Raw genomic sequence first — 22,316 nt, forward strand, 5'->3', positions numbered from 1 at the left:
AACTGGGAGGGTGGACACATGGGGGCTCGCAAGCTCACGCGCTGGCAGAAGGCCGGCGCACTCGTTCCGATGGGCGTGCTCGTGGTCGCCTGGGGCGCCGCGCTCGGCAACTCGGGGCTGGCGACGGCCTCCGACGGCATCGCCGACTCCGACATCCCCGACGTGCCCGCCACAGCCTTCGAGCAGCCCGCCAGCGTCCAGCAGACCCCTGCCGGCGTGCCGGCCGGCGTCGACCAGAAGGCCGGTGCCGCCGGCACCGTCGCCACGCTGTCGACCAACGGCATCCCCACCTCGGCCCTGTCGGCCTACCGCCGCGCCGAGACCCTGCTCGGCAAGGCCGACGAGAAGTGCCACCTGCCCTGGAACCTGGTCGCGGCGATCGGCCGCGTCGAGTCCAACCACGGCCGCAGCAACGGCAACGCGCTCGACTCCGACGGCATCGCCCAGCCCGGCATCTACGGCGTGCCGCTCGACGGCAACGACGGGCGGGCCAAGATCGGTGACACCGACAGCGGTGCCCTCGACAAGAACTCGGTCTTCGACCTGGCCGTCGGCCCGATGCAGTTCATCCCCGGCACCTGGAAGTCCGTCGGCGTCGACTCCGACAACGACGGCACCAAGAACCCCCAGAGCATCAACGACGCGGCCACGTCGGCCGGCATCTACCTGTGCGCGGGTGAGGGCGACCTGGCCAAGACCTCCGACGCGGCAGCAGCGGTCAAGCGCTACAACAACTCCGACGCGTACGTCGACCTGGTGCTCAAGATCTCGGCGGCCTACGCCAACGGCGACTTCACCAAGTCCCCCGACGGCATGTCGACCTCGCCGGTCCTGACGTCCTCGTCGAGGGACCAGACGCTGACCCCGGCCCAGCGCGACCGCGCCGCCACGTCGCAGAAGAAGGCCGAGAAGAAGGCTGCGGCCCCCAAGAAGACGGCCAAGCCGTCGAGCACGAACCCGACGAAGGCACCGGCGGGCGGCGGTTCAGGCAGCGGCAGCCCCAGTGGCTCGGGTGACGGTTCCAAGCCGACCCCGACGCCGTCGCCCACCAAGAAGCCCAGTGGAACGTTGGGGGGCGGCATCCAGGACGGCGTCAAGGACACCCCTCTGGCGCCGATCACCGAGCCCATCACAGGCTTGCTGGGCTTGACCGAGGCGAACCTCCGCTGCGGTCTGCAGTTCCCCCTCGGTCTGCCGAAGGACAAGTTCGACGCCTGCGTCTACGACCTCATGCACTGAGCGCTGACGCACACGACGAGGGGCCCGGTTCTGACGAACCGGGCCCCTCGTCATGTGATCGTGTGCGTCAGCGCAGGCGTGCTGCCAGCTCGGCCGCCCAGTACGTCAGCACGATGTCGGCGCCGGCCCGGCGGATCGACACGATGATCTCGTCGATCGCGCGCTCGCGATCGATCCAGCCGTTGGCCGCCGCGGCCTCGACCATCGCCAGCTCGCCGGAGATGTTGTAGGCCGCGACCGGAACGTCGACCGCCGCACGCACGTCGGCGATCAGGTCGAGGTATGACAGGGCCGGCTTGACCATGACGATGTCGGCGCCTTCCTCGATGTCGAGGAGGGTCTCGCGGATAGCCTCGCGTCCGTTGGCGGGGTCCTGCTGGTACGTCTTGCGATCGCCCTGCAGCGACGAGTCGACGGCCTCGCGGAACGGACCGTAGAACGCCGACGAGTACTTGGCCGCATAGGCCAGGATGACGGTCTCGTCGTGGCCCGCATCGTCGAGCGCGGCGCGGATCGCGCCGACCTGGCCGTCCATCATGCCGCTGGGGGCGACGACGTGCGCGCCGGCCTCGGCCTGCACGACACCCATCTGCGCGTAGATCTCGACCGTGGCGTCGTTGTCGACGCGGCCCCGTGCGTCGAGCACGCCGCAGTGTCCGTGGTCGGTGAACTCGTCGAGGCACAGATCGGCCATCACCAGCAGGTCGTCGCCGACCTCGGCCCGTGCGTCGGCCAGCGCGACGTTGAGGATGCCGTCGGGATCGAGCGCGCCCGAGCCGGTGGCGTCCTTGCGCTCGGGCAGGCCGAACAGCATCACGCCGCCCAGCCCCAGCTCGGCCGCCTCGGCATACGCCCGCCGCGCGCTGTCGCGCGTGTGCTGGACGACGCCCGGCATGCTCGCGATCGGACGCACCTCGGTGCGTCCCTCGGCCACGAACATCGGCAGCACGAGCTGCGACGGCTGCACGTGCGTCTCGGCCACCAGCCGCCTCATCGCCGGCGACGAGCGCAGGCGACGAGGACGGTCGGCAGGAAACGACATGTGCGTCAGACCTTGCGACGCGTCGACGGACGCTTCTGCGACGGCTTGGTGACGGGCTCGCCGGCCTCGACGAAGCCCAGACGACGCGCCGCACCGAACTCGGCGAGCGTGTCGGCCAGCACCTCGACGGACGGCGAGTCGGCGACCACGTCGACGCGCAGGCCGTGCTCCTCGGCCGTCTTGGCCGTCGCGGGACCGATGCACGCGATGATCGTCGACGTGTGCGGCTTGCCGGCGATGCCGACGAGGTTGCGCACCGTGGACGACGAGGTGAACATGACCGCGTCGAACTTGCCGGTCTTGATCGCCTCACGCGTCGGCGCCGGCGGCGGGGCCGCCCGGACGGTGCGGTAGGCCGTGACGTCGTCGACCTCCCAGCCGAGATCGATCAGGCCGGCCACGAGCGTCTCGGTCGCGATGTCGGCGCGCGGCAGGAACACCCGGTTGATGGGGTCGAGCAGGTCGTCGTACGGCGGCCAGTCGTCGAGCAGGCCGCGGGCGGACTGCTCGCCCGAGGGGATGAGGTCGGCGCGGATGCCCCACGTGGCGATGGCCTCGGCGGTCTTGTCGCCGACCGCGGCGATCTTCAGGCCCGAGAAGGCGCGGGCGTCGAGCCCGTACTCCTCGAACTTCTCGCGCACGGCCTTGACGGCGTTGACGCTGGTGAACGCGACCCACTCGTAGCGGCCCTCGACGAGGCCGCGGACGGCCTTGTCCATCTGCTGCGGGTTGCGCGGCGGCTCGACCGAGATCGTCGGGACCTCCTCGGAGATCGCGCCGAAGCCGCGCAGGCGCGACGCCAGGCCGGCCGACTGCTCCTTGGTGCGCGGGACGAGGATGCGCCAGCCGTACAGCGGCTTGGTCTCGAACCACGACAGCGCCTCGCGCATCGAGACGACCTCGCCGACGACCGTGATGGCGGGGGCCGTCATGCCGGCCGCCTTGGCGTCGGCCGCGATCTCGGCCAGCGTCGAGACGACGGTGGTCTGCTCGGTCGTCGTGCCGACACGGGTCATCGCGACCGGGGTGTCGGGCTTGCGACCGGCGTCGATCAGGCCCGTCGCGACCTCGCCGATGCGGGCCACGGCCGACAGCAGCACGAGGGTGTCCTCGCTGACGTGGTCGGCCCAGGTGATGGTCGAGTCGCCCACGCTGACGACCGAGTACTCGCGGTGCGTCCGGTTGGTCAGCGGCACGCCGGCGTAGGCCGGGACCGCCGAGATCGACGAGATGCCGGGGACGATCTCGAAGCCGATGCCGGCCTTGCTGCAGGCGGCGGCCTCCTCGGGCCCGGTCGCGTAGGTGAACGGGTCGCCCGCGATGAGGCGCACGACGTGGGCGCCGGTCTTGGCGTGCTTGACGACCAGACGTCCTCGCGCCGCGTGCGTCAGCGGCTCGCCGTCGTCGCCGATGCCCCCGTCGACGATCTCGGCACCGTTGGTGACGAGGGCCGACTGCTCGGGCAGCTCGGTGATGACGACGTCGGCCTGGGCGAGGAGCTCGGCCGCGCGAACCGTCAGAAGGCTCGCGTCGCCCGGCCCGGCGCCGACGAAGCTCACGTGGCCGCGGGGGGCCTTGCGTGCGCTCGGGGTCGGGGTCGGGGCATCGGGAGTCGCGGCTTCTCGAGTCGCAGTGGTGATGGTCACTGTGGTCCTTTTCTCGGTCTGTCAGGGGGTCAGAGGGCGGCGGCCACGAGGGCGTCGGCACCTTCGGCGAGCATCTCGACAGCAAGACGTTCACCGACCGCGGCGGCCTCGGAAGGCAGGCCGGTCGCGGACAGTCGGATGGTGGGCGAGCCGGAGACGTCTCCGACCACGGCACGGAGCCAGAGCTCGTCGCCGTGATCGCCGTCGGCGATCTCGGCCAGGGCTCCCACCGGGGCACTGCAACCAGCCTCGAGGGTGGCGAGGAGGCTTCGCTCGGCGGTGACGGCAGCACGGGTGTCGCTGTCGTCGAGACGCGCGAGCAGGCGGGTGGTCGCGTCGTCGTCGACGCGGCACTCGCAGGCCAGCGCTCCCTGCCCGGGGGCGGGGAGCATCTGGAGGGGATCGATGACCTCGGTGGCCTCGTCGGCACGGTCGAGGCGCAGCAGGCCGGCACGAGCCAGCAGCACGCCGTCGACGTCGCCTGCGGCGATCTTGCCGATGCGGGTGCCGACGTTGCCGCGGATGGCGACGACCTCGACACCCAGCCCGAGGGCGTTGAGCTGGGCCTCGCGCCGGGGCGAGCCCGTGCCGATGCGCGATCCGTGCGGCAGCTCACCGAGGGTGAGGCCGTCGCGGGCCACGAGGACGTCGCGCGGGTCCTCGCGACGCGGGATCGCGGCAACGGTGAGACGCGGGTCGGGCGTCGTCGGCAGGTCCTTCAGCGAGTGGACGGCGAAGTCGACGTCGCCGCGCACCAGCGCCTCCCGCAGGGCCGCGACGAACACGCCCTGACCGCCCATCGACGCCAGCGGCGCGCTGCTGCGGTCGCCCTCGGTGGAGATCGTGACGAGCTCGACGTCGACGCCGCACTCGGTGCGCAGGCGGTCGGCGATCATGCCCGACTGGGTCATCGCGAGCTCGCTGGCTCGCGTGCCCAGCCGCAGGGACGGACGGTCGGTCGTCATGACGACTCACCGACCCGCGTGACGGCGTCGACCGCCGACTGGTCGAGGGCGAACAGATCGGCCAGCGCATCGGCGTAGGTCAGGTCGGCGGGGCCGTCGATCAGCTGCTGGACGCGCACCGTCGGCGCATGGATCAGCTTCTCGGCCACCCGGTGCAGGGCCTTGCGGACGTCGGCACGCTCGTCGTCGGTGAGGTTGGGCAGCCGCGACTCGATGCGGGCCTGCTCGGCGGCCACGATGTCGGTCGCCATGGTGCGCAGAGCGATGACCGTGGGCGTGATGTGCGAGGCGGCCTTGGCGGCCAGGAAGGTGCGCACCTCGGACTCGACGATCGTCTGCACCTGCCGCACGTCGGCGGCGAGCTCGGCGTTGGCGGCGGCCTCCGACAGCACGACCAGGTCGATCAGGTCGATGCCCTCGAGCTCGCGCACCGCGGGGTCGACGTCGCGCGGCAGGGCGAGGTCGATGACCGACATCGGCCGTCCGCCCGCCGCGTCGGCGATGCGGTCGCGGTCGAACACGACACCGCTGGCCCCGGTGCAGCTGATCAGGACGTCGGCGGCGGAGAGCTCGACGTCGAGCGCCTGCCAGCGGACCGCGCTGACGCCGAAGGTCGCGACGAGCGCATAGGCGCGCTGGTAGGTGCGGTTGGCGACCATGATGCGGTGCGGCTCGACGCCGCGGTCGATCAGCGTGCGCACCGCGAGGCTCGCCATGGTGCCCGCGCCCGCGACGAGGAAGCGCGTGTCGGCCCCGTCGACGACCGGGCCGGCAGCGTCGAGGCCGGCGGTGACGATCGAGGGTGCGAGCCGGTCGATGCCGGTCTCGGCGTGGCCGCGCTTGCCGATGCGCAGGGCCTGCTGGAACAGGGCGTTGAGCGCCGAGCCCACGGTCGACTCGGCCTGCGCCGAGTGCAGCGCCTCGCGCACCTGTCCGAGGATCTGGCTCTCGCCCAGGATCATCGAGTCCATGCCCGAGGCCACGCCGAACAGGTGGGCGACGGCGGCCTCGTCGAAGTGGACGTAGACGTGACGCACGAACTCGTCCCGGTCGAGGCCCGACTGCTCGGCCAGCAGCCGCGAGACCTCCTCGACGGCACCGTGGAAGCGCTCGGCCTCGACGTAGATCTCGACGCGGTTGCAGGTCGAGATGACGACGGACTCGGTGACGAAGGGCGTCTCGAGCGCGAGGTGCGAGAGCTTGACCGCCGCGTCGACGTCGAGCGAGGCGTGCTCGAGGACGTCGATCGGGGCCGACTTGTGGGACATGCCCACCACCAACACGCTCATGCGCCTACTTCCTTGACTGCTCTGCTCGTCGTACTGGTCTTGCGCTGCTCGTGGTACGCCAGGATCTGCAGCTCGATCGAGAGGTCGACCTTGCGGACGTCGACCCCTTCGGGCACCTGCACGATGGCGGGCGCGAAGTTCAGGATGCTCGTGATGCCGGCCGACACCAGCTGGTCGGCGACCTGCTGGGCGGCCTCGCCGGGCGTCGCGATGACACCGATCGAGATGCGCCGCTCTGTCACGACGGCCTGCAGCTGGTCGACCGGGCTGACGACGATGCCGGAGATCGTGGTGCCGACGCGCTGAGGGTCTGCGTCGACGAGCGCGGCCACGCGGATGCCGCGGGTGCTGAACCCCTGGTAGGCCGACAGCGCCGAGCCGAGGTTGCCGACCCCGACGATGACGACGTCCCAGTCCTGGGTCTGCCCCATCTCGCGGGCGATCTGGTAGCGCAGGTACTCGACGTCGTAGCCGACTCCGCGGGTGCCGTACGAGCCGAGGTACGACAGGTCCTTGCGCAGCTTGGCGGGATTGACCCCGGCCTGCTCGGCCAGCTCGCCCGACGCGCACGACAGCACGCCGCGCTCGGCGAGGGCGTTGAGCGCACGGAGGTAGACAGGCAGACGGGCCACGGTGGCGTCGGGGATGCCACGGGCAGTTCCGTCGGCGAGCCGAGGGCTGCGAAGTAGTGTCACGGTGCTCCTGCGCCGCGATGCTGGGGATTATCCCTTGCGGGACGGGCACCGGGTGCTTCCCCAGTTTAAGAGTTTGTGAACGTGGGAACCAAATCGAGCGACGCCGCGGGGTCACCGATCGGGGTGCGTGACAGGCTCACCGCGGTGCGCCACAGGCGTCCGCCGCGTCGTGGCGACGCACCAGGAGTGACCGACGTCACCAGGCCCGCACGGCCGACGTGGGGCCGTCCGGGTCACCGTCGACGAGCCAACGCCTTCTGCAGGCGGGTCGGGTCGACACGCCAGAAGTCGTGCTGCGCACCGTCGACGAACGTGACGGGGACCTGTTCGGTGAAGCGGGCCCGCAGGTCGGGGTCGTCGTCGATGTCGACCCGCACCCACGTGTCTCCGGTGGCCGCGCACACCTCGGCGACCTGCTGCTCGGCGATCTCGCACAGGTGACAGCCCTGGCGGGTGTAGACGACGACGCGCGCGTCGTCGGCGTGGGCGATCACGAGGCGTCGAGCCCCAGCGTCTCGCTGCGCGCCAGGGCCCTCAGGCGTCCCTTCGCCACCTTGCCGGTCGCCGAGTGCGGCAGCCCCGTGACCGCGATCGTGCGTCGCGGCTGCTTGAACCGCGCCAACCGGGTGCGGCAGTGGGCGTCGATCGCCTCGAGGAGCACGGCCTCGTCGGCCGGAGCGTCCTTGGCCGGAACGACGAAGGCCACGACGGCCTCGCCCGTCTCCTCGTCGGGCAGGCCCACCACGGCGACCTGACCGACGCCGTCGACCTCGGCGATGACGTCCTCGACCTCGAAGGGGTAGACGTTGAAGCCCGAGACGATCACGAGCTCGCGGAGGCGGTCGACGAGCGTCAGGTCGCCGTCGGCGTCGAGATAGCCCACGTCGCCCGTGGGGTACCAGCCGTCGGCGTCCGGACCGTCGATCCCGTCGGGCCAGTAGCCCGAGAAGAGGTTGTCGCCCTTGACCCAGATCTCGGCCGGGTCGCCGGCAGCCGCGTCGCCCCCGCCCGGCTCGACGATCCGCAGCTGGATGCCCGGCAGCGCCCGGCCGACCGAGCCGTGCTTGACGCGGTCGTGGGCGTCGCGCGGGGAGCCGTGGGTCGTCGCGATGACCGGCGACGTCTCGGTGAGTCCGTAGCCCTGCTCGATCTGCTGCCCGGACGACTCCCTGAAGGCCTCGGCGAGGTCGGGGTCGAGCGCTGCCGCGCCCGACAGGATGGTCGTGACGTGGCCGAGCTTCTCGCGCAGGTCGTCGCGCCCCGCCCAGGCCGCGATGACGGGGGGTGCCAGCGGGAGGTTGGTGATGCCCTCGTCGCGGATCAGGTCGAGCAGCCGAGACGGGTCGAACCCGTCGACGAGCACCACGGTGGCTCCCTGCCGCACGGCCTGGCCCAGCACGCAGTTGAGCCCGTAGATGTGGAACATCGGCAGCAGCCCCAGGCAGATGTCGTCGGGGGTCATGGCCGGCGGCTGCAGCGCGGCGATCTGCTCGGTGTTGGCGATCAGGGCGCGGTGCGTCAGCATCGCGCCGCGGGGCTTGCCGCTGGTGCCGGACGTGTAGAGGACGACCGCGAGGGCCTCGGCGTCGGGCGGGGCGGCCGGGGCGGCCCCGGACGCATCGGCCAGGAAGCTCTGGAACGACGTCTCGCCCTCGAGGGGCGCGGCCCCGTCGACCACGACACCCACCCGGTGGTCGTCGGTCAGGGCATCGCGCACCTGGGCGACGCCCGCCTCGTCGCACAGCACGACACGGGCCCGAGAGTCGGCGAGCATGCGACCGATCTCGCGCGTCGTCGAGCGCGGGTTGATCGGGACGGCCACCATGCCGCCGCGCAGGATGCCGTAGTAGGCGATCGGCAGGTCGATGCGGTTGGCCATCACGACCGCGACGCGCTGACCCGCGACCAGGCCGCGTCCGGAGAGGGCACGCGCGACGGAGTCGACCGCCGCGTCGAGCTCGCGCCACGTGACCTCGCGGCGGGCCGGGCGGTGCTCGACCAGCGCGACACCGTCAGGATCGTTCGAGGCGGCAGCGTGCAGGTAGTCACTGACATTCACCGTCACGCATCGAGTCAACCACAGGCCGCTGGCACGCGGTCGGGCTAGGCTCGGCCCCATGGCACGGGACGCAAGACCCGAACGGCAGCGCAACCTGCAGTCCCGCTCGGTGCTCGCAGGTCAGGCGGCTGCTGCCTCGTCGCAGATCGAGCGCGAGCTGACCGCCGCCCAGGACCCCACCGCCGCGGCCTTCTTCGACGTCGACAACACGATCATGCAGGGCGCCTCGATCTTCCACCTGGCGCGCGGCCTGCACCGCCGGCAGTTCTTCACGACCGGCGACCTCGTCCGTGCGGCGTGGCAGCAGGCCTGGTTCCGCGTGGTCGGCAGCGAGGACCCCGAGCACATCGCCAAGGCCCGCGCGGCCGGTCTGGCCTTCATCGCCGGCCACACCGTCACCGAGCTCGAGGAGATCGGCGAGGAGATCTTCGACGAGCACATGGCCGACAAGATCTGGCCCGGCACGCGGGCGCTCGCGCAGTGGCACCTCGACCGCGGGCAGCGGGTCTGGCTCATCACGGCCGCGCCCGTCGAGATCGCGGCGGTGATCGCCCGCCGTCTCGGCCTGACGGGGGCCCTCGGGACGGTCTCCGAGCACGTCGACGGCGTCTACACCGGAGCGCTCGTCGGCGAGATGCTCCACGGCGAGGGCAAGGCCGTCGCGATCCGCGAGATCGCCGAGCAGGAGTCCCTCGACCTCGACGCCTGCTACGCCTACTCCGACTCCAGCAACGACCTGCCGATGCTGTCGCTGGTGGGGCATCCGTGCGCCGTCAACCCCGACTCGACCCTGCGCGCCCATGCCAAGGCCAACGGGTGGCGCGTCCGCGACTACCGCACGGGGCGCAAGGTGGCCATGGCCGGCGGCAAGGGCTTCGTCGCTGCCGTCGCAGCCGGAGTCACCTGGCGCACCCTGCGCGCAAAGATTCGACGAACCCACTGACTTAGGTCCTCCGTCGGGGTTACGATCCTCGGAACCAGGGAGGGCCTGTGACTTCACGTTGGGGCATGCTGCGCGGCGTCGTGTCGCTGGCTCTGGCGATCCCGGACGACCGTTCACTCCTCGTGGCGCTCGCCGTCGCCGACTCCCCCGCCTACGCGCCGTCGTCCGGCGGCCACACGCCGCGCGACGACAGCGATCCCGAGGCCACCCGCCTGCGAGCCCTCGTCGACCTCGCCAAGGAGGGCGACGCCGATGCGTTCGGCCAGCTGTACGACCACTACGTCTCCGGCGTCTTCCGGTTCGTCTACTACCGCGTCGGCTCGCAGCAGCTGGCCGAGGACCTCACCAGCGAGACGTTCGTGCGCGGGCTCCGCGCGATCCAGCGATTCAACTGGCAGGGCAAGGACTTCGGGGCCTGGCTGACGACGATCGCGCGCAACCTGATCGCCGACCACTTCAAGTCGAGCAGGTCGCGCCTCGAGATCGTCTCCGAGACGATCCCCGAGAGCAAGACCCACGCACCGAGTCCCGAGCAGGAGGTCCTGTCGCTGATCTCCAACGAGATGCTGTTCGCCGCGGTGTCCTCCTTGCCGCCCGAGCAGCGCGACTGCATCCTGATGCGCTTCATCCAAGGACTGTCGATCGCGCAGACGGCAGCGGCCCTCGGTCGCAGCGAGGGTGCGATCAAGCAGCTCCAGCTGCGCGCCGTGCGCAGCCTGGCCAAGTCGATGCCGGACGACATCCGATGACCACCCGAAACAGGACCTTGGTCCCGCCCTCGGCGCGTAACCTTGACTGCTGCGCCGTCGTTGTCCATGACGGCAGGCCCTCTTCCTATCTCAGCCTCTCAGTCAGGACGTCATCATGATCGGCCGTCGCTCCCACGACGACGCCCAGCAGCTCGCCGACGCGCTCGACGGTCGCACGCCGACCGACGCCGGGGTCGCCGAGCTGGTGCGCTTCGCCGAGAGCCTGTGCGAGGCCGCGACGGTCGAGCCCACGCCGATGTTCCGCGAGTCGTTGCGGGCGCAGCTGATGGCCGATGCCGCCACGGTGCTGGTGCCCGCTTCCCCGGCCCCCCGACCCATCGCCACCGACCGCGCACCCGATCGTCCTGCCCGGCGCCGGCTCGCGACAGCGACCGCGGTGCTCGTGGCCTCGGCCGGTGCGGTCGGCCTCGTGGCCTCCAGCGCCTCGGCCGTGCCCGGCGAGATGCTCTACCCCGTCAAGCGAGGCGTCGAGTCCGCCGAGCTGGCCCTGCACCGGGGCGACGCCTCGCGCGGAGCCTTCCAGCTGGCCCAGGCCTCCGAGCGGCTGGCCGAGGCCCGGGCCCTCAGCGCCGACGGCCGCTCCCCCGAGCTGATCGCCCAGACCCTCGACGACTTCGCCGCCTCGACCGTCACCGGGTCGAGCAAGCTGTTCGACGACTACTCGACCAACGGGGCCACGAAGTCCGTCCGCGAGGTCAACAGCTTCGCCGCCACCTCGAGCCTCAGCCTGTCCGAGCTGTCCGGCGAGCTGCCGGACGGCGTCGGCGACTCCCTCGCGGCGGCCAGCGCGGCCGTGACCGAGGCTGCCACCCAGGCCGCGACGCTGTGCGCGAGCTGCGAGCCGGCCGACGTGGGCGCCTTGTCGTCGATCGCTCCCCTGGCCAAGGCCCTCCCTGCCGTCGTGCCCACCCGAGACACCGCCACCCGGGCTGCGCCGCCGGCGTCGTCGCCGCGCATCACGCCGCCCGCCACCCCGAGCTCGTCGCGCTCCGCGACCCCGGCGCCCACGCCGACCCGCGTCCTGCCGTCGCCTGCCACGACCACGCCGCCCGTGTCGCCGCTCGCGCCGCTGACCGACCCCCTGCTGGGCGGACTGCTCGGCGACGACGACCAGGTCGGCCTCGTGCCGGGCCTCGTCAACGGCCTCCTCGGAACCACCCCGAAGCCGTAGAGCGAGCAGGCCCAACCTGGCCCGAACGGTGACCAAGGGCCGAGCGAGCGCAACTCGGCCCAACGCGGTGACCATCGGCCGAGCGAGCGCAACTCGGCCCAACGCGGTGACCAAGGGCCGAGCGAGCGCAGCGAGCGAAGGCAGGCGCCCGGGCGAAGCCCGGCAGCGGCGAGGAACGAGCCGCTGGAGCCGCGAGGGACGAGCGGCGCGCCTCAGAAGAACGCGTTGCCTCGTTCGATCAGCAGCTTGTAGAGGGTCTGCTGGATCGTCTCGCGCACCTGGTCGGTGACGTTGAACAGCAGCATGGGGTCGTCCGCGGCCTGCGGCTCGTACGCGTCGGTGCGCACCGGCTCGCCGAACTCGATGATCCACTTGCTCGGCAGCGGGATGAGGCCCAACGGTCCGAGCAGCGGGAAGAACGGCGTGATGGGCAGGTAGGGCAGGCCCAGCAGGCGTGCCAGTGACGGCACGTTGCCCACCAGCGGGTAGATCTCCTCGGCGCCCACGATCGAGACGGGGACGATCGGCACCTGGGCGCGCATGGCCGACGAGACGAAGCCGCCGCGGCCGAACCGCTGCAGCTTGTAGCGCTCGGCGAAGGGCTTGCCGATGCCCTTGAAGCCCTCGGGCCAGACGCCGGCGAGCTCGCCGCCGGTCAGCAGCCGCTCCGCATCCTCCTGGCACGCCAGGGTGGCACCGACCTTGCGGGCCACCTGCCCGACCAGGGGCAGCGCGAAGACGAGGTCGGCACCGAGGGGGCGCAGATTGCGGCCGGAGTACTTCTTGACCGCGTAGCCCGTGATGAGACCGTCGAGCGGAACCGTGCCGGAGTGGTTGGCGACCAGCAGCGCTCCCCCGTCCTCGGGGATGTTCTCGATGCCGCGCACCTCGAGCCGGAACCACTTCTCGGCGATCGGCTCGACAGCGGCCGTGAGCACCTGGGCGATCTCGGGGTCGAAGCCGAACTCGTCGATCTCGTAGTCGCCGCTGAGCCGCTTGCGCACGGTGGCGAGCAGGGTCGCCACGCGTGACTCCCAGTCGGACCCGAGCACCCGCTGCGCGGCCTCGATGACGGCGACGAAGATCTCGTCGATGGGGATGCCCGCCGACAGGGGCGCGGCACCCGCGGTGCGGGTGCGGCGGGCAGCCTCCTCGGCGGCGGCTGCTGCGGCTGCCGCGGCGTCCTCGTCGGTGACGGCCCGCAGACGCGGCTTGGTGGGCCGGTCGGCAGCCGGCTTGCTGGCGGTCGGCTTCTTGGGCGTCGCCTTGGACGGGGCGGGCTTCTTGGGCGCCGTCTTCTTGGCGGCGACCGGCGCGGCAGCGGACGCGGTCGTCTTGCCGGCCGGGTCTGCGGCCCTCTTGGGCTTGGCGACGGCCTTCTTGGCAGGCGCGCCACCGGCGAGCGAGCGCGCGGCCGCCGACGGAGAGGTCTGCCGGTTGCCACGGCCCGGGGTGCCGCCGGAACCGATGGTCTTGCGCTCGTCGTTCACTGACGCCTCCCCGCTGTGGTCGAACCCCGGGTGCTGAGGCCCATGGCCGTCAGGATGCCGGGACGGAGCGAGGCGGCGAACTCGTCGAGCGTCTGCTCGGAGGTGAGGGCCGGCTCGTAGCCGAAGATCTCGCGCAGCGCCGACGTGTCGACCGCGCGGCCGAACGTCAGCAGGCGGTGCAGGTCGGGCGGGATGTCCGAGCCCATCGCACGCACGAACCGCCGCGCGGCCGAGGCGAAGCCCAGGCGCGGCATCGGCACCAGCGGACGTCCGAGACGACGGGCCGCCTGGCTGAGCGGCACGACGCCCTCGCCGGCCGCGTTGAACGTGCCCGGACGGTCGTGCACGACGGCCTGGCCGAAGATCTCGAGGGCGTCGGTGAGCGACAGGAACTGCAGACGGGGGTCGAATCCGAGCACCGACGGCAGCACGGGGTTGCTGAAGTAGTTGCGCAGCGGCGACTCGACGTCGGCGTGCAGCACCTGGGCGGCCCGGATCGTGGTGATGATGACGTCGGGGCGCCGGCGGGCGAACCCGCGGACGTACGACTCGACCTCGACGATGTCCTTGGGGAACCCCGACCGGACGCCGTTGCGCGCCAGCAGCGACTCGTTGAACATCGCCGGGTCGCGCGGCGACGATCCGTAGACCGCGGCCGACGAGCCGAGCACCAGCTTGCCCACGGTGCTCGACCGCTGACAGGCGGCAAGCAGCTGCATCGTCCCGATGACGTTGAGCTCCTTGCCGCCGATGCGGCCGCGCTGCGGGGGGTTGACGTCGAGGTGGACGACGGTGTCGACGTCCTCGACCGCGATGACCTTGCCGATCACCGGCGTGCGGACGTCGGCCCGCACGAACTTCATGCCGTCGAGATCGGCGTCGGGAAGGATCGTGTCGATCCCGACGACCTTGCCGATGCCGGCGTCCTCACCGAGGTCGACGAGCCGGCGAGCGACCTGGGACGCGAACGAGCCAGCCACGCCTGTGACAAGGACGACCCGGCTCATGAGGGTGAGGGCTTACTTGCCCAGACGGCGACGCTGCACTCGGGTGCGCTTGAGCATCTTGCGGTGCTTCTTCTTCGACATCCGCTTACGACGCTTCTTGATGACTGAACCCACGGGTCACAACTCAATTCTTGTCGGCCGCGCGCACGCGGCTGGTGTTCGTTCGAGACTGGTCGCCACGCGAGGACGACAGGACCAGATGGGCCGTGTCTTCAGTCGTGGCTAGCCGTCAGCCTACACGTCGGGTGCGGTGGGTGCCGATGCCGACCGGTGCCCGCAGCAGGCACCGTCGCGCGGATCGCGAGGCTCAGCCGGCCTCGAAGTAGGACTTGCCGAGGAAGGCCTGCACGGCGTGCTCGGGGACACGGAAGGAACGGCCCACGCGGACGGCTTCGAGCTCGCCGGAGTGCACCAGACGGTAGACCGTCATCTTCGAGACGCGCATCTGACCTGCCACTTCGGCGACGGTCAAGAACGTCGGTCCGGGTGCCATGCCACCACCTGCTTCCTGAGGGGCACGCGCGCTCTCTGGCTTCCCCACCAGAGAAACAGCGCGCGTGCCTTGGAAGAGACTAGTGCCTCCCGAGGCTTCCGCGACAGTAGTTCCCCGAATTGTCCGATCACCGGCCGCGCAGGCCGGATCGGACCTACGGCTGGGGGTCGAGACCGTTGAGCGGGAAGGCCGCCGTGCGCGTGGCCTGGATGGATCGGTCGAGCCAGCTGGCGGGGTCGTAGCCCTGCTCCCAGGCCCGGTAGCCGACCGCTCGGCCGTCGGTCATGCGCTGCGGCCCGGGCATGCCGCGGATCTCCTCGATGCGCTCGCGCCAGCGCTGCGGGGTGAGCGCCATGGGGTCGACGGGCGAGCCCGCGACGATCGCCATCAGGTGCGCCCAGGCGCGCGGGACGACGTCCATCACGGCGTAGCCGCCGCCACCGGTCGCGACCCACTTGCCGTCGCACACCTCGTCGGCGAGCGCCTTGAGCGCCAGGTAGGACGCCCGCTGGCCGTCGACGCTGAGCATCAGGTTGGTGAGCGGATCGTCCATGTGCGAGTCGCAGCCCTGCTGCGTGACCAGGATGTCGGGGGCGAACTCGCGCACCAGGGCCGGCACGACGGCGTGGAACGCGCGCAGCCAGCCGGCGTCGGACGTGCCGGGCGGCAGCGGGATGTTGACCGCCGAGCCCTCGGCCCCCTCGCCGCCGGTCTCCGTGGAGTAGCCGGTGCCGGGGAACAGCGTCTGCGGGCCCTCGTGGATCGAGATGGTCAGGACGCGCGGATCGTCCCAGAACATCTTCTGGACGCCGTCGCCGTGGTGGGCGTCGACGTCGACGTAGACGATCTTCTCGGCGCCGTGGTCGAGCAGCCACCGGATGGCCAGGGCGACGTCGTTGTAGATGCAGAAGCCGCTGGCGGTCGTGGGCATCGCGTGGTGGAGCCCTCCGCTGATGTTGATCGCCCGGGGCGCCTGACCGGTCCAGACCCGGCGGGCCGCCTCGACGCTCGCGCCGGCGACCAAGGCGCTCGCCTCGTGCATGTGCGCGAAGACGGGGTTGTCGTCGCCCCCGAGACCGATCGACAGATCGGTGTAGGTGGGGTGGTCGCTGAGCTTGTGCACGCCCTCGATGTAGGCGGCGGAGTGGATCAGGTGCAGCTCGTCGTCGGTGGCCGGAGCGGCACCGACGACCTCGAGGCCGTCGACGATGCCCATCTCGGCCGCCAGGTCCATCGTCAGGTCGATGCGCACGGGAGCCATCGGGTGCGTCCGCCCGAAGTCGTACTGCATGAGCTGCTCGTCGTAGACGATGCAGGCGCGATCGGAGACGGTGCCGACGTCGGCGCCGTCGTCGGGTGCTCCGGCTGTGGCCTCGGTCATACCCGAGAGCCTATGCCGGGCCCGACAGCTCGGCGGACCGGGCTGCCGCCGCGGCGACGCCCGCCACCAGCCCGTCCTTGACCCCGCGCTCGTCGAACGTGACGATCGCGGCGTGCGTCGTGCCGTTCGGCGAGGTCACACGACGACGCAGCTCCTCGGCCGTCGCGTCGGACTCCGACAGCAGCTTGGCCGCTCCCACGAGGGTCTGCGCGGCCAGCGTGCGGGCGGTCTCGGCGTCGAGTCCCTCGGCCATGCCGCCGGCGATCATCGCCTCGGCGAGGTAGAAGACGTAGGCCGGCCCGGAGCCCGACACCGCGGTCACGGCGTCCTGCCGGCTCTCGTCGACGACCACGACGCGTCCGCCCGACTCGAGCAGCGACACGACGGCCGCGAGCTGCTCGGCGGTGACGTCGGGGCCGGGCGAGACGCCGAACATCCCCTCCCCCACCAAGGCGGGGGTGTTGGGCATCGCGCGGACGACCGCGACCCCGTCCGGCAGCGCCGACGCCATGGCCTCGATGCGGATGCCGGCCGCGAGCGAGACGACCGTCGCGGAGGGGCGCACGGACGGCGCGATCTCGTCGAGCAGGGCCGGGACGTCCTGCGGCTTGACCACCAGCAGCACCACGTCGGCGTCGGCGACCGCCTCGGCGTTGCCGGTGACGGAGACGCCGTAGGTGCTGCGCAGCTCGTCGGCGCGCTCGGCCCGCTTCTCGCTGATGACGAGGGCGTCGACGGGGTGCCCGGAGTCGAGGATGGCCGACAGGAGCGTCTCGCCCATGACGCCCGCCCCGAGGATCGCGATCCGTTGAGTCATGGCCCTCACACTAGTGTCGGGTCGTGCGACTCCGTCTCGACCCGCTCATCGCGGCCATCCTGGTCGCCGCCCTCGTCGCCTCGTTCGTGCCGGCCACCGGCGACGTCCTCGACGTCCTGAAGCGGGCAGCCGTCATCGCGATCGGCCTGCTGTTCTTCCTGTACGGCGCCCGGCTGTCGACGGCCGAGACCCTCAGCGGGCTGACCCGCTGGAAGCTGCACATCGTGACCCTCGCGACGACCTTCGCGGCGTTCCCGCTCGTCGGGCTGGCCCTGCAGCCGCTCGGAGGCAACCTGCTGACGCCGACGCTGGCCAGCGGCGTCCTGCTGCTGTGCCTGGTGCCCTCGACCGTGCAGTCGTGCATCGTCTACACCCGGATCGCGGGCGGCAACGTCGCCGGCGCGGTCGTCAGCGCCTCGATGTCGAACCTGGTCGGCGTGTTCCTGACGCCCGTCCTGGTCGCGCTGCTGATGTCGGCCGACGCGACGGTCGACACGGGCTCGGTCGTGCGGATCGTCCTGCAGCTGTTCGCCCCGTTCGTGCTGGGGCAGCTGCTGCGCCCGCTCATCGGCTCGTTCGTGACCAGGCGCGACGCGCAGCTGCGCCTGTTCGACCGCGGCAGCATCGTGCTGGTCGTGTTCGTCGCGTTCAGCGAGGCCTCGGACGCCCACATCTGGTCGTCGCAGAGTGCCTGGTCGGTGCTGGCGGTGGCCCTGGTGTGCGCCGTGTTGCTGGCGCTCGCGATGGGGTGGAGCCTGCTGGCCGGACGTGTGCTGCGCCTGCCGCGACCCGACCGCGTGGCCCTGCTGTTCTGCGGGTCGAACAAGTCGCTGGCCAGCGGGTTGCCGATCGCCTCGGTGCTCTTCGCGCCCGACGAGGTGGCGCTCATCGTCCTGCCGCTGATGCTCTACCACCAGATGCAGATCATCACGGGCGCCGTGATCGCGCGCCGTCTCGCCCCGCCCGACACCCTCAGGGCGGTGCGCTGACGTCCCGAGGCGTGCTCAGACGGACGCGTGCAGGCGCGTGAAGGCCAGGGCCTCGAGCAGGTCGACCTCGCGCTCGGCCTGGTCCTTGGCCTTGCGGGTGTTGATCTCGACCACGATCTCGCCGTCGAAGCCCGATGCGGCGACGACCTCGAGGAACTCCTGGCACGGCTGCGTGCCGCGGCCTGGCACGAGGTGCTCGTCCTTGGCCGAGCCCGAGCCGTCGGCGATGTGGACGTGCGCGAGCCGGTCACCGGCCTCGCGGGCCATCTCGACGGGGTCGCTGCCGGCCGTGGAGCTGTGCGAGAGGTCGAGCGTCACGTGGGCGTAGTCGTCGTCGACCGGGTCCCATCCCGGGGCGTAGGCCTGGAACTCGCGCTTGCCGGTGCGCCACGGGTACATGTTCTCGACGGCGAACGTGATGCCGTGCCGATCCTCGAGCTGGGCGATGCCGTCGACGAAGGTGCGCGCGTAGTCGCGCTGCCAGCGGAACGGGGGGTGCACGACGACGACCTGAGCGCCCACCTCGTGCGCCATCTCGGCGCTGCGGTGCAGCTTCTCCCACGGGTCGGAGCCCCACACGCGCTGCGTCACCAGCAGGCACGGCGCGTGGATCGACACCACCGGCATCTCGTGGAACGCGCTCAGCGCCTTGATCGCGATGATGTCGGCGCTGACGTCGTCGATGCCGACCATGACCTCGACCCCGTCGTAGCCGAGCCGCGCCGCAGCCTCGAATCCGCTGGCCGTCGAGCCGGGGTAGACCGACGAGGTCGACAGCGAGACGCGGATGGGATCGGGCACGCCCCCAAGAGTAGGACGGACGACCTCACAGGCCGTCGAGGTGCTCGAGGAGGACACCCTCGCGCAGCGCCCACGGGCAGATCTCGAGCTCGGTGAGGTCGAACAGGTCCATGGCCGCCTCCGCGACGATCGCGCCGGCCTGGATCTGGTGGGCCCGGTCGAGCGAGACGCCCGGCAGCCGGCCGACGTCGTCCGGCGACATGGTCCGCAGCTGCTCGACCAGCTCGGAGAGGTCGTGCTTGCGCAACACGCGACGCACGTAGCGACCCTCGGACGACGGCGCCGCACCGCAGATGCGGGCCAGCGACCGGAACGTCTTGCTGGTCGCCACGGCGCGGTCGAACGTCCCGCCCCGCAGGACGAAGCCCGCCTCGTCGGCGATGCGTGACCGGACGTGCAGCCGCAGCTCGGCGTTGGAGCGCCCGGCAGCGAGCCACTCGCGCGTGAGCCGTCCGGCGCCCAGCGCCATCGACTGCGCGACGTCGGGCGACTCGTCGGCCCCGGCCGCGATCTCGAGCGAGCCGCCGCCGATGTCGAAGACGCCGAGGCGGCCGGCGGACCAGCCGAACCACCGGCGCACCGCCAGGAAGGTCAGGCGCGCCTCGTCGGGGCCCGCCAGCACCTGCAGGTCGAGCCCGCTGGCCTGGTTGACCGAGGCGATGACCTCGTCGACGTTGACCGCGTCGCGCACCGCCGAGGTCGCGAACGCCAGGATCGTGGTGCAGCCCTTGTCCTCGGCCTCCGAACGGGCCTCGACGGCGTACTTGACGAGTCGGCTGACGCCCTCGGGCGTCATGGCCTGGTCGGCATCGAGGTGCTCGGCCAGGCGCAGCGGCTCCTTGTAGGAGTGGGCCGCCACCGGGGGGCCTCCGCGGAACGCATCGACGACCAGGAGGTGCCCGGTGTTGGAGCCGATGTCCAGGACGCCCATGCGCATGACGACCATCCTCCCACGGCCGCAGCGCAGCTCGACGCCGCGCGTAGACTCCGGGACGTCCTGCCGTCCCCGCGAGCTCCCGAGAGGGCGAACCCATGAGTCAGCGAGACCCGAGCCGGCGCGGCCTCGGCGCCACCCGTGCCCGCCTGCTGACGTCGCCCCGCGTGCGTCCGCTGGCCGCCGCGGTCTACGTCGCGACGATCCTCGTGGTGCTGGCTCCCGTCCTGCTGTCGTCGGTCGGCGCCGACGACCGCTACTGGCTGCTCATCAAGGGCCCCCAGGCCGACGGCTCGTTCGTGTCGGCCTTCTGGGAGCCCGTCCGGCACGCCTTCGACTTCGACAACCAGCCGCGCTCGACGGCACTGTCGTTCTCCGAGCGAGCCGTCCTGGCGATGGCGACGATGAAGGTCGCGACGACGTTCGCCATCCCGCCCTTCATGGTGTGGGCCGGCGTCAAGATCGCCCTGTTCGTGCTCATGCTGGTCGCCGCGCGCGTGTTCCTGGGGCAGGTCCGCTACCGGGGTCGCGACGGCGTCGTGCGCGGGCTCGAGCCGTCCAGCATCGCCTTCGTGACGATCCTGCTGCCCGTCGCGATCGCGATCGGGGCGAAGTCGCAGAACGTCAGCAGCTTCAACGGCTGGAACAACTACCCGACGATCGCCTACGGGGCCTTCAGCGCCTATCTGCTCTCCGCCGCCTTGGTGCTGAGGCTGTCGAGGACGCTCGACCGGCGGTACGCGCGCGGCGTCGTGCCGGTCGTCGCCCTGATGGCCTTCATCGGCTTCGTGCTCAACCTCTCGTACGAGCTGACCGCGCTGATCGTCCCCCTGACGTTGGTCGTGCTGGTGCTCCAGCCCTCCGGCCACCCCGACGGGGGCCTGTGGCGGCGCTGGCGCGGACGGGCCACGGTGTTCTTGTCGCTGGCCGTCCCCTACACCGTGGTCTTCTGGTGGATCCGCCGCCAGATCAGCCAGATGGCGTGCCAGGCCACCGACTCCTGCTACGAGGGCACCGTCGTCAAGATCGAGCCGCGAACCCTGCTCGACAACTTCGTCGGCGCCCTGCCGGGCAACAACTCGGCGCTCGTCACCGAGCAGGTCGAGCGCGCGGGCGTGCCGTTCCCCCACGCGTCGGTCCCGAGCCTCGTGGTCGCCGTCCTCGCGGTCGGCGCCGCGTGGGTGCTGTGGTCGACGTGGCGCGGCCGCGAGACCCCGGACCGAGAGACCCCGGACGACCCGACGTCCGCGCACGACGACACGCGAGGGCTGCTCGCCGTCCTCGTCGTGGCGGCCACGATGGCGGTCGGCAGCACCGTCATCACGGGCATCTCCGAGCGGGCCGTCGAGGGGCTGACCGCGGGCTCGGTCTCGTACCGCAGCGGAGTCGTCACCTGGGCGTCCCTGGCCCTGCTGGGCCTCGTCGCGGTGCGCCTGCTGGCGCGCTCCCGGCGGCGTGTGGTCGGCATCGGCGCCTACGCAGCGCTCACCGCCGTGCTGGTCGGGTGCGTGACGCTCTACCTCCCGCGCAACGTCGTCAGCGCCCAGCTCAACCGGGCCGAGCCGGCCACCGTCTTCGCCGACACGATCCACCGCGAGATCGTCACCGGCGAGCTGAAGCCTCGCGCCGACGACCGACGGTGCGCCGCGCTCGCCGCCGAGCTCGTGCGGCACGGCGACTCCATGCCGGCATCGGTGCAGCCCATCATCGACGGCGCGTACCTCTCGTTCGAGATGTTCCACGACGCTCCCTACTGCTCGACCGGCATCGGCCGCACGCCCTGACGGCGCACGGCACCGACCGCGCTCGCGGCGTAGAGTCGGCGACGTGCCAGAGGTCGAGCTCGGATTCCCGCGGACGTTCGTCGAGTTCGCGCATCCCACCGATCCCGACGAGGTCTTCCGCTGCGACCTGACGTGGCTCACGTCGCGCTGGACCTGCATCTTCGGCCAGGGCTGCCCCGGCATCTACGCCAGCAGCCCCGATGCGGGTTGCTGCACCCTCGGCGCCCACTTCTCCGACGACGATGACGCCGAGCGCACCCGCGCCGTCATGGAGCAGCTGACGCCCGGCACCTGGCAGCACCACGACGAGGGGCACCGCGGGGGCTGGACCGAGACCGACGCCGACGGCGAGCTGAAGACCCGCGCGTTCGAGGGCGCGTGCATCTTCCACAACTCGCGCGACTTCGTCGGGGGCTACGGCTGCGCCCTGCACGCCTTCGCGCTCGAGAACGACCTCAAGCCGCACACCGTCAAGCCCGACGTGTGCTGGCAGCTGCCGCTGCGCCGGCAGTTCCGCGACGTCGACCGCGGCGACGGCACGACGTACACCGAGACGCTGATCGGCGAGTACACCCGTCAGGGCTGGGGACCCGGGGGTGCCGACCTCGACTGGTACTGCTCGTCCAACACCGAGGCGCACGTCGCTCCCGAGCCCGTCTACGTCACCAACCGCGACGAGCTGACGGCCCTGATGGGCGAGGCCGGCTACGCCGAGCTGGCCCGGTATTGCAGACAGCACGAGGCCCGTGGGGCCAATACACCACACCCTGCCGATCCCGTCCGATGACCCCCTGACGACAG

At 71.5% G+C, this 22,316-nt stretch carries 22 protein-coding genes; 7 read left to right on the forward strand and 15 right to left on the reverse strand.

Going from position 1 to position 22,316, the window contains the following annotated elements:
- The first annotated feature begins 18 nt into the window (after nt 1-18).
- On the forward strand, nt 19-1,239 hold the full coding sequence (locus tag DX116_RS02575) for a lytic transglycosylase domain-containing protein (protein ID WP_119702636.1): 1,221 nt from the start codon (nt 19-21) through the stop codon (nt 1,237-1,239).
- Between the two features lie 67 nt (nt 1,240-1,306).
- Here DX116_RS02575 and hemB read toward each other — a convergent pair whose 3' ends face one another.
- From hemB to DX116_RS02610, 7 genes are all read right to left on the reverse strand, one after another.
- A complete protein-coding gene (hemB, locus tag DX116_RS02580) occupies nt 1,307-2,281 on the reverse strand; it encodes a porphobilinogen synthase (RefSeq protein ID WP_119702637.1) in 975 nt (324 codons plus the stop codon).
- Nucleotides 2,282-2,286: 5 nt separating this feature from the next.
- Nucleotides 2,287-3,927: a bifunctional uroporphyrinogen-III C-methyltransferase/uroporphyrinogen-III synthase gene (locus DX116_RS02585; RefSeq protein ID WP_119702638.1), complete on the reverse strand. Its 1,641-nt coding sequence runs from the start codon at nt 3,925-3,927 to the stop codon at nt 2,287-2,289.
- A 29-nt stretch (nt 3,928-3,956) separates the two neighbouring features.
- A complete protein-coding gene (gene hemC / locus DX116_RS02590) occupies nt 3,957-4,892 on the reverse strand; it encodes a hydroxymethylbilane synthase (protein ID WP_119702639.1) in 936 nt (311 codons plus the stop codon).
- Nucleotides 4,889-6,181 carry a glutamyl-tRNA reductase gene (locus tag DX116_RS02595; protein WP_119702640.1) on the reverse strand — a complete coding sequence of 431 codons (1,293 nt, stop codon included), beginning with the start codon at nt 6,179-6,181 and terminating at the stop codon, nt 4,889-4,891. The genes hemC and DX116_RS02595 overlap by 4 nt, the downstream gene beginning before the upstream one ends.
- Nucleotides 6,178-6,876 carry a redox-sensing transcriptional repressor Rex gene (locus DX116_RS02600; RefSeq protein WP_119702641.1) on the reverse strand — a complete coding sequence of 233 codons (699 nt, stop codon included), beginning with the start codon at nt 6,874-6,876 and terminating at the stop codon, nt 6,178-6,180. The genes DX116_RS02595 and DX116_RS02600 overlap by 4 nt, the downstream gene beginning before the upstream one ends.
- A gap of 233 nt (nt 6,877-7,109) precedes the next feature.
- Nucleotides 7,110-7,370 (reverse strand): glutaredoxin family protein, encoded by a 261-nt coding sequence (locus DX116_RS02605; protein ID WP_233556540.1) that lies wholly within the window; start codon nt 7,368-7,370, stop codon nt 7,110-7,112.
- Nucleotides 7,367-8,941 (reverse strand): class I adenylate-forming enzyme family protein, encoded by a 1,575-nt coding sequence (locus DX116_RS02610; protein ID WP_233556541.1) that lies wholly within the window; start codon nt 8,939-8,941, stop codon nt 7,367-7,369. Before DX116_RS02610 ends, DX116_RS02605 begins: the two co-directional genes overlap by 4 nt.
- Nucleotides 8,942-8,993: 52 nt before the next feature.
- Between DX116_RS02610 and DX116_RS02615 the strand changes: the two genes are divergently transcribed.
- The 3 genes from DX116_RS02615 (at nt 8,994) to DX116_RS02625 (ending at nt 11,819) form a co-directional block, all read left to right on the forward strand.
- Nucleotides 8,994-9,878 (forward strand): HAD family hydrolase, encoded by an 885-nt coding sequence (locus tag DX116_RS02615; RefSeq protein WP_119702643.1) that lies wholly within the window; start codon nt 8,994-8,996, stop codon nt 9,876-9,878.
- Between the two features lie 47 nt (nt 9,879-9,925).
- A complete protein-coding gene (locus tag DX116_RS02620) occupies nt 9,926-10,627 on the forward strand; it encodes a sigma-70 family RNA polymerase sigma factor (RefSeq protein ID WP_233556542.1) in 702 nt (233 codons plus the stop codon).
- A gap of 115 nt (nt 10,628-10,742) precedes the next feature.
- Nucleotides 10,743-11,819: a DUF5667 domain-containing protein gene (locus DX116_RS02625; protein WP_119702645.1), complete on the forward strand. Its 1,077-nt coding sequence runs from the start codon at nt 10,743-10,745 to the stop codon at nt 11,817-11,819.
- Nucleotides 11,820-12,031: 212 nt separating this feature from the next.
- Here DX116_RS02625 and DX116_RS02630 read toward each other — a convergent pair whose 3' ends face one another.
- The 6 genes from DX116_RS02630 to proC all read right to left on the reverse strand — a co-directional run bounded on the left by DX116_RS02630 (nt 12,032) and on the right by proC (nt 17,007).
- Nucleotides 12,032-13,309 (reverse strand): lysophospholipid acyltransferase family protein, encoded by a 1,278-nt coding sequence (locus tag DX116_RS02630; RefSeq protein WP_233556543.1) that lies wholly within the window; start codon nt 13,307-13,309, stop codon nt 12,032-12,034.
- Nucleotides 13,306-14,316, reverse strand: coding sequence for an NAD-dependent epimerase/dehydratase family protein (locus DX116_RS02635; RefSeq protein ID WP_119702646.1), 1,011 nt, complete (start codon nt 14,314-14,316; stop codon nt 13,306-13,308). Before DX116_RS02635 ends, DX116_RS02630 begins: the two co-directional genes overlap by 4 nt.
- Before the next feature lie 12 nt (nt 14,317-14,328).
- A complete protein-coding gene (locus DX116_RS02640) occupies nt 14,329-14,430 on the reverse strand; it encodes a 30S ribosomal protein bS22 (protein ID WP_019143756.1) in 102 nt (33 codons plus the stop codon).
- Nucleotides 14,431-14,623: 193 nt separating this feature from the next.
- Nucleotides 14,624-14,809, reverse strand: coding sequence for a helix-turn-helix domain-containing protein (locus tag DX116_RS02645; protein WP_119702647.1), 186 nt, complete (start codon nt 14,807-14,809; stop codon nt 14,624-14,626).
- Nucleotides 14,810-14,963: 154 nt separating this feature from the next.
- Nucleotides 14,964-16,190: an acetoin utilization protein AcuC gene (locus tag DX116_RS02650; protein ID WP_119702648.1), complete on the reverse strand. Its 1,227-nt coding sequence runs from the start codon at nt 16,188-16,190 to the stop codon at nt 14,964-14,966.
- A gap of 10 nt (nt 16,191-16,200) precedes the next feature.
- Complete coding sequence (gene proC, locus DX116_RS02655; RefSeq protein ID WP_119702649.1) at nt 16,201-17,007, reverse strand: pyrroline-5-carboxylate reductase; 807 nt, start codon at nt 17,005-17,007, stop codon at nt 16,201-16,203.
- A gap of 23 nt (nt 17,008-17,030) precedes the next feature.
- Here proC and DX116_RS02660 point away from each other — a divergent pair, with 23 nt between their 5' ends.
- A complete protein-coding gene (locus DX116_RS02660) occupies nt 17,031-17,996 on the forward strand; it encodes a bile acid:sodium symporter family protein (RefSeq protein WP_119702650.1) in 966 nt (321 codons plus the stop codon).
- Between the two features lie 15 nt (nt 17,997-18,011).
- On the opposite strand, the gene DX116_RS02665 is transcribed toward DX116_RS02660, so the two are convergent.
- Entirely contained in the window at nt 18,012-18,797 is a 786-nt protein-coding gene (locus tag DX116_RS02665) for a sugar phosphate isomerase/epimerase family protein (protein ID WP_119702651.1), read from the reverse strand.
- A 25-nt stretch (nt 18,798-18,822) separates the two neighbouring features.
- Nucleotides 18,823-19,734 (reverse strand): Ppx/GppA phosphatase family protein, encoded by a 912-nt coding sequence (locus DX116_RS02670; RefSeq protein ID WP_119704090.1) that lies wholly within the window; start codon nt 19,732-19,734, stop codon nt 18,823-18,825.
- A gap of 95 nt (nt 19,735-19,829) precedes the next feature.
- Between DX116_RS02670 and DX116_RS02675 the strand changes: the two genes are divergently transcribed.
- Both DX116_RS02675 and DX116_RS02680 read left to right on the forward strand, forming a co-directional pair.
- The gene (locus DX116_RS02675; RefSeq protein WP_119702652.1) at nt 19,830-21,515 is read left to right on the forward strand and encodes a hypothetical protein; all 1,686 of its coding nucleotides are present in this window, start codon (nt 19,830-19,832) and stop codon (nt 21,513-21,515) included.
- A 43-nt stretch (nt 21,516-21,558) separates the two neighbouring features.
- On the forward strand, nt 21,559-22,302 hold the full coding sequence (locus DX116_RS02680; protein WP_119702653.1) for a hypothetical protein: 744 nt from the start codon (nt 21,559-21,561) through the stop codon (nt 22,300-22,302).
- The last annotated feature ends 14 nt before the right edge of the window (nt 22,303-22,316 follow it).

Origin of the sequence: Aeromicrobium endophyticum (genome assembly GCF_003586285.1) — a bacterium.
Taxonomy (GTDB): Bacteria; Actinomycetota; Actinomycetes; order Propionibacteriales; family Nocardioidaceae; genus Aeromicrobium; species Aeromicrobium endophyticum.

Bases quoted from the DNA above. Each gene is read 5' to 3' on its own strand.
- DX116_RS02615 (WP_119702643.1), top strand. From the start codon at position 8,994: ATGGCACGGGACGCAAGACCCGAACGGCAGCGCAACCTGCAGTCCCGC.
- DX116_RS02675 (WP_119702652.1), top strand. From the start codon at position 19,830: ATGAGTCAGCGAGACCCGAGCCGGCGCGGCCTCGGCGCCACCCGTGCC.
- DX116_RS02575 (WP_119702636.1), top strand. From the start codon at position 19: ATGGGGGCTCGCAAGCTCACGCGCTGGCAGAAGGCCGGCGCACTCGTT.
- proC (WP_119702649.1), bottom strand. From the start codon at position 17,007: ATGACTCAACGGATCGCGATCCTCGGGGCGGGCGTCATGGGCGAGACG.
- DX116_RS02670 (WP_119704090.1), bottom strand. From the start codon at position 19,734: ATGCGCATGGGCGTCCTGGACATCGGCTCCAACACCGGGCACCTCCTG.
- DX116_RS02650 (WP_119702648.1), bottom strand. From the start codon at position 16,190: ATGACCGAGGCCACAGCCGGAGCACCCGACGACGGCGCCGACGTCGGC.
- DX116_RS02625 (WP_119702645.1), top strand. From the start codon at position 10,743: ATGATCGGCCGTCGCTCCCACGACGACGCCCAGCAGCTCGCCGACGCG.
- DX116_RS02635 (WP_119702646.1), bottom strand. From the start codon at position 14,316: ATGAGCCGGGTCGTCCTTGTCACAGGCGTGGCTGGCTCGTTCGCGTCC.
- hemC (WP_119702639.1), bottom strand. From the start codon at position 4,892: ATGACGACCGACCGTCCGTCCCTGCGGCTGGGCACGCGAGCCAGCGAG.
- hemB (WP_119702637.1), bottom strand. From the start codon at position 2,281: ATGTCGTTTCCTGCCGACCGTCCTCGTCGCCTGCGCTCGTCGCCGGCG.
- DX116_RS02595 (WP_119702640.1), bottom strand. From the start codon at position 6,181: ATGAGCGTGTTGGTGGTGGGCATGTCCCACAAGTCGGCCCCGATCGAC.
- DX116_RS02645 (WP_119702647.1), bottom strand. From the start codon at position 14,809: ATGGCACCCGGACCGACGTTCTTGACCGTCGCCGAAGTGGCAGGTCAG.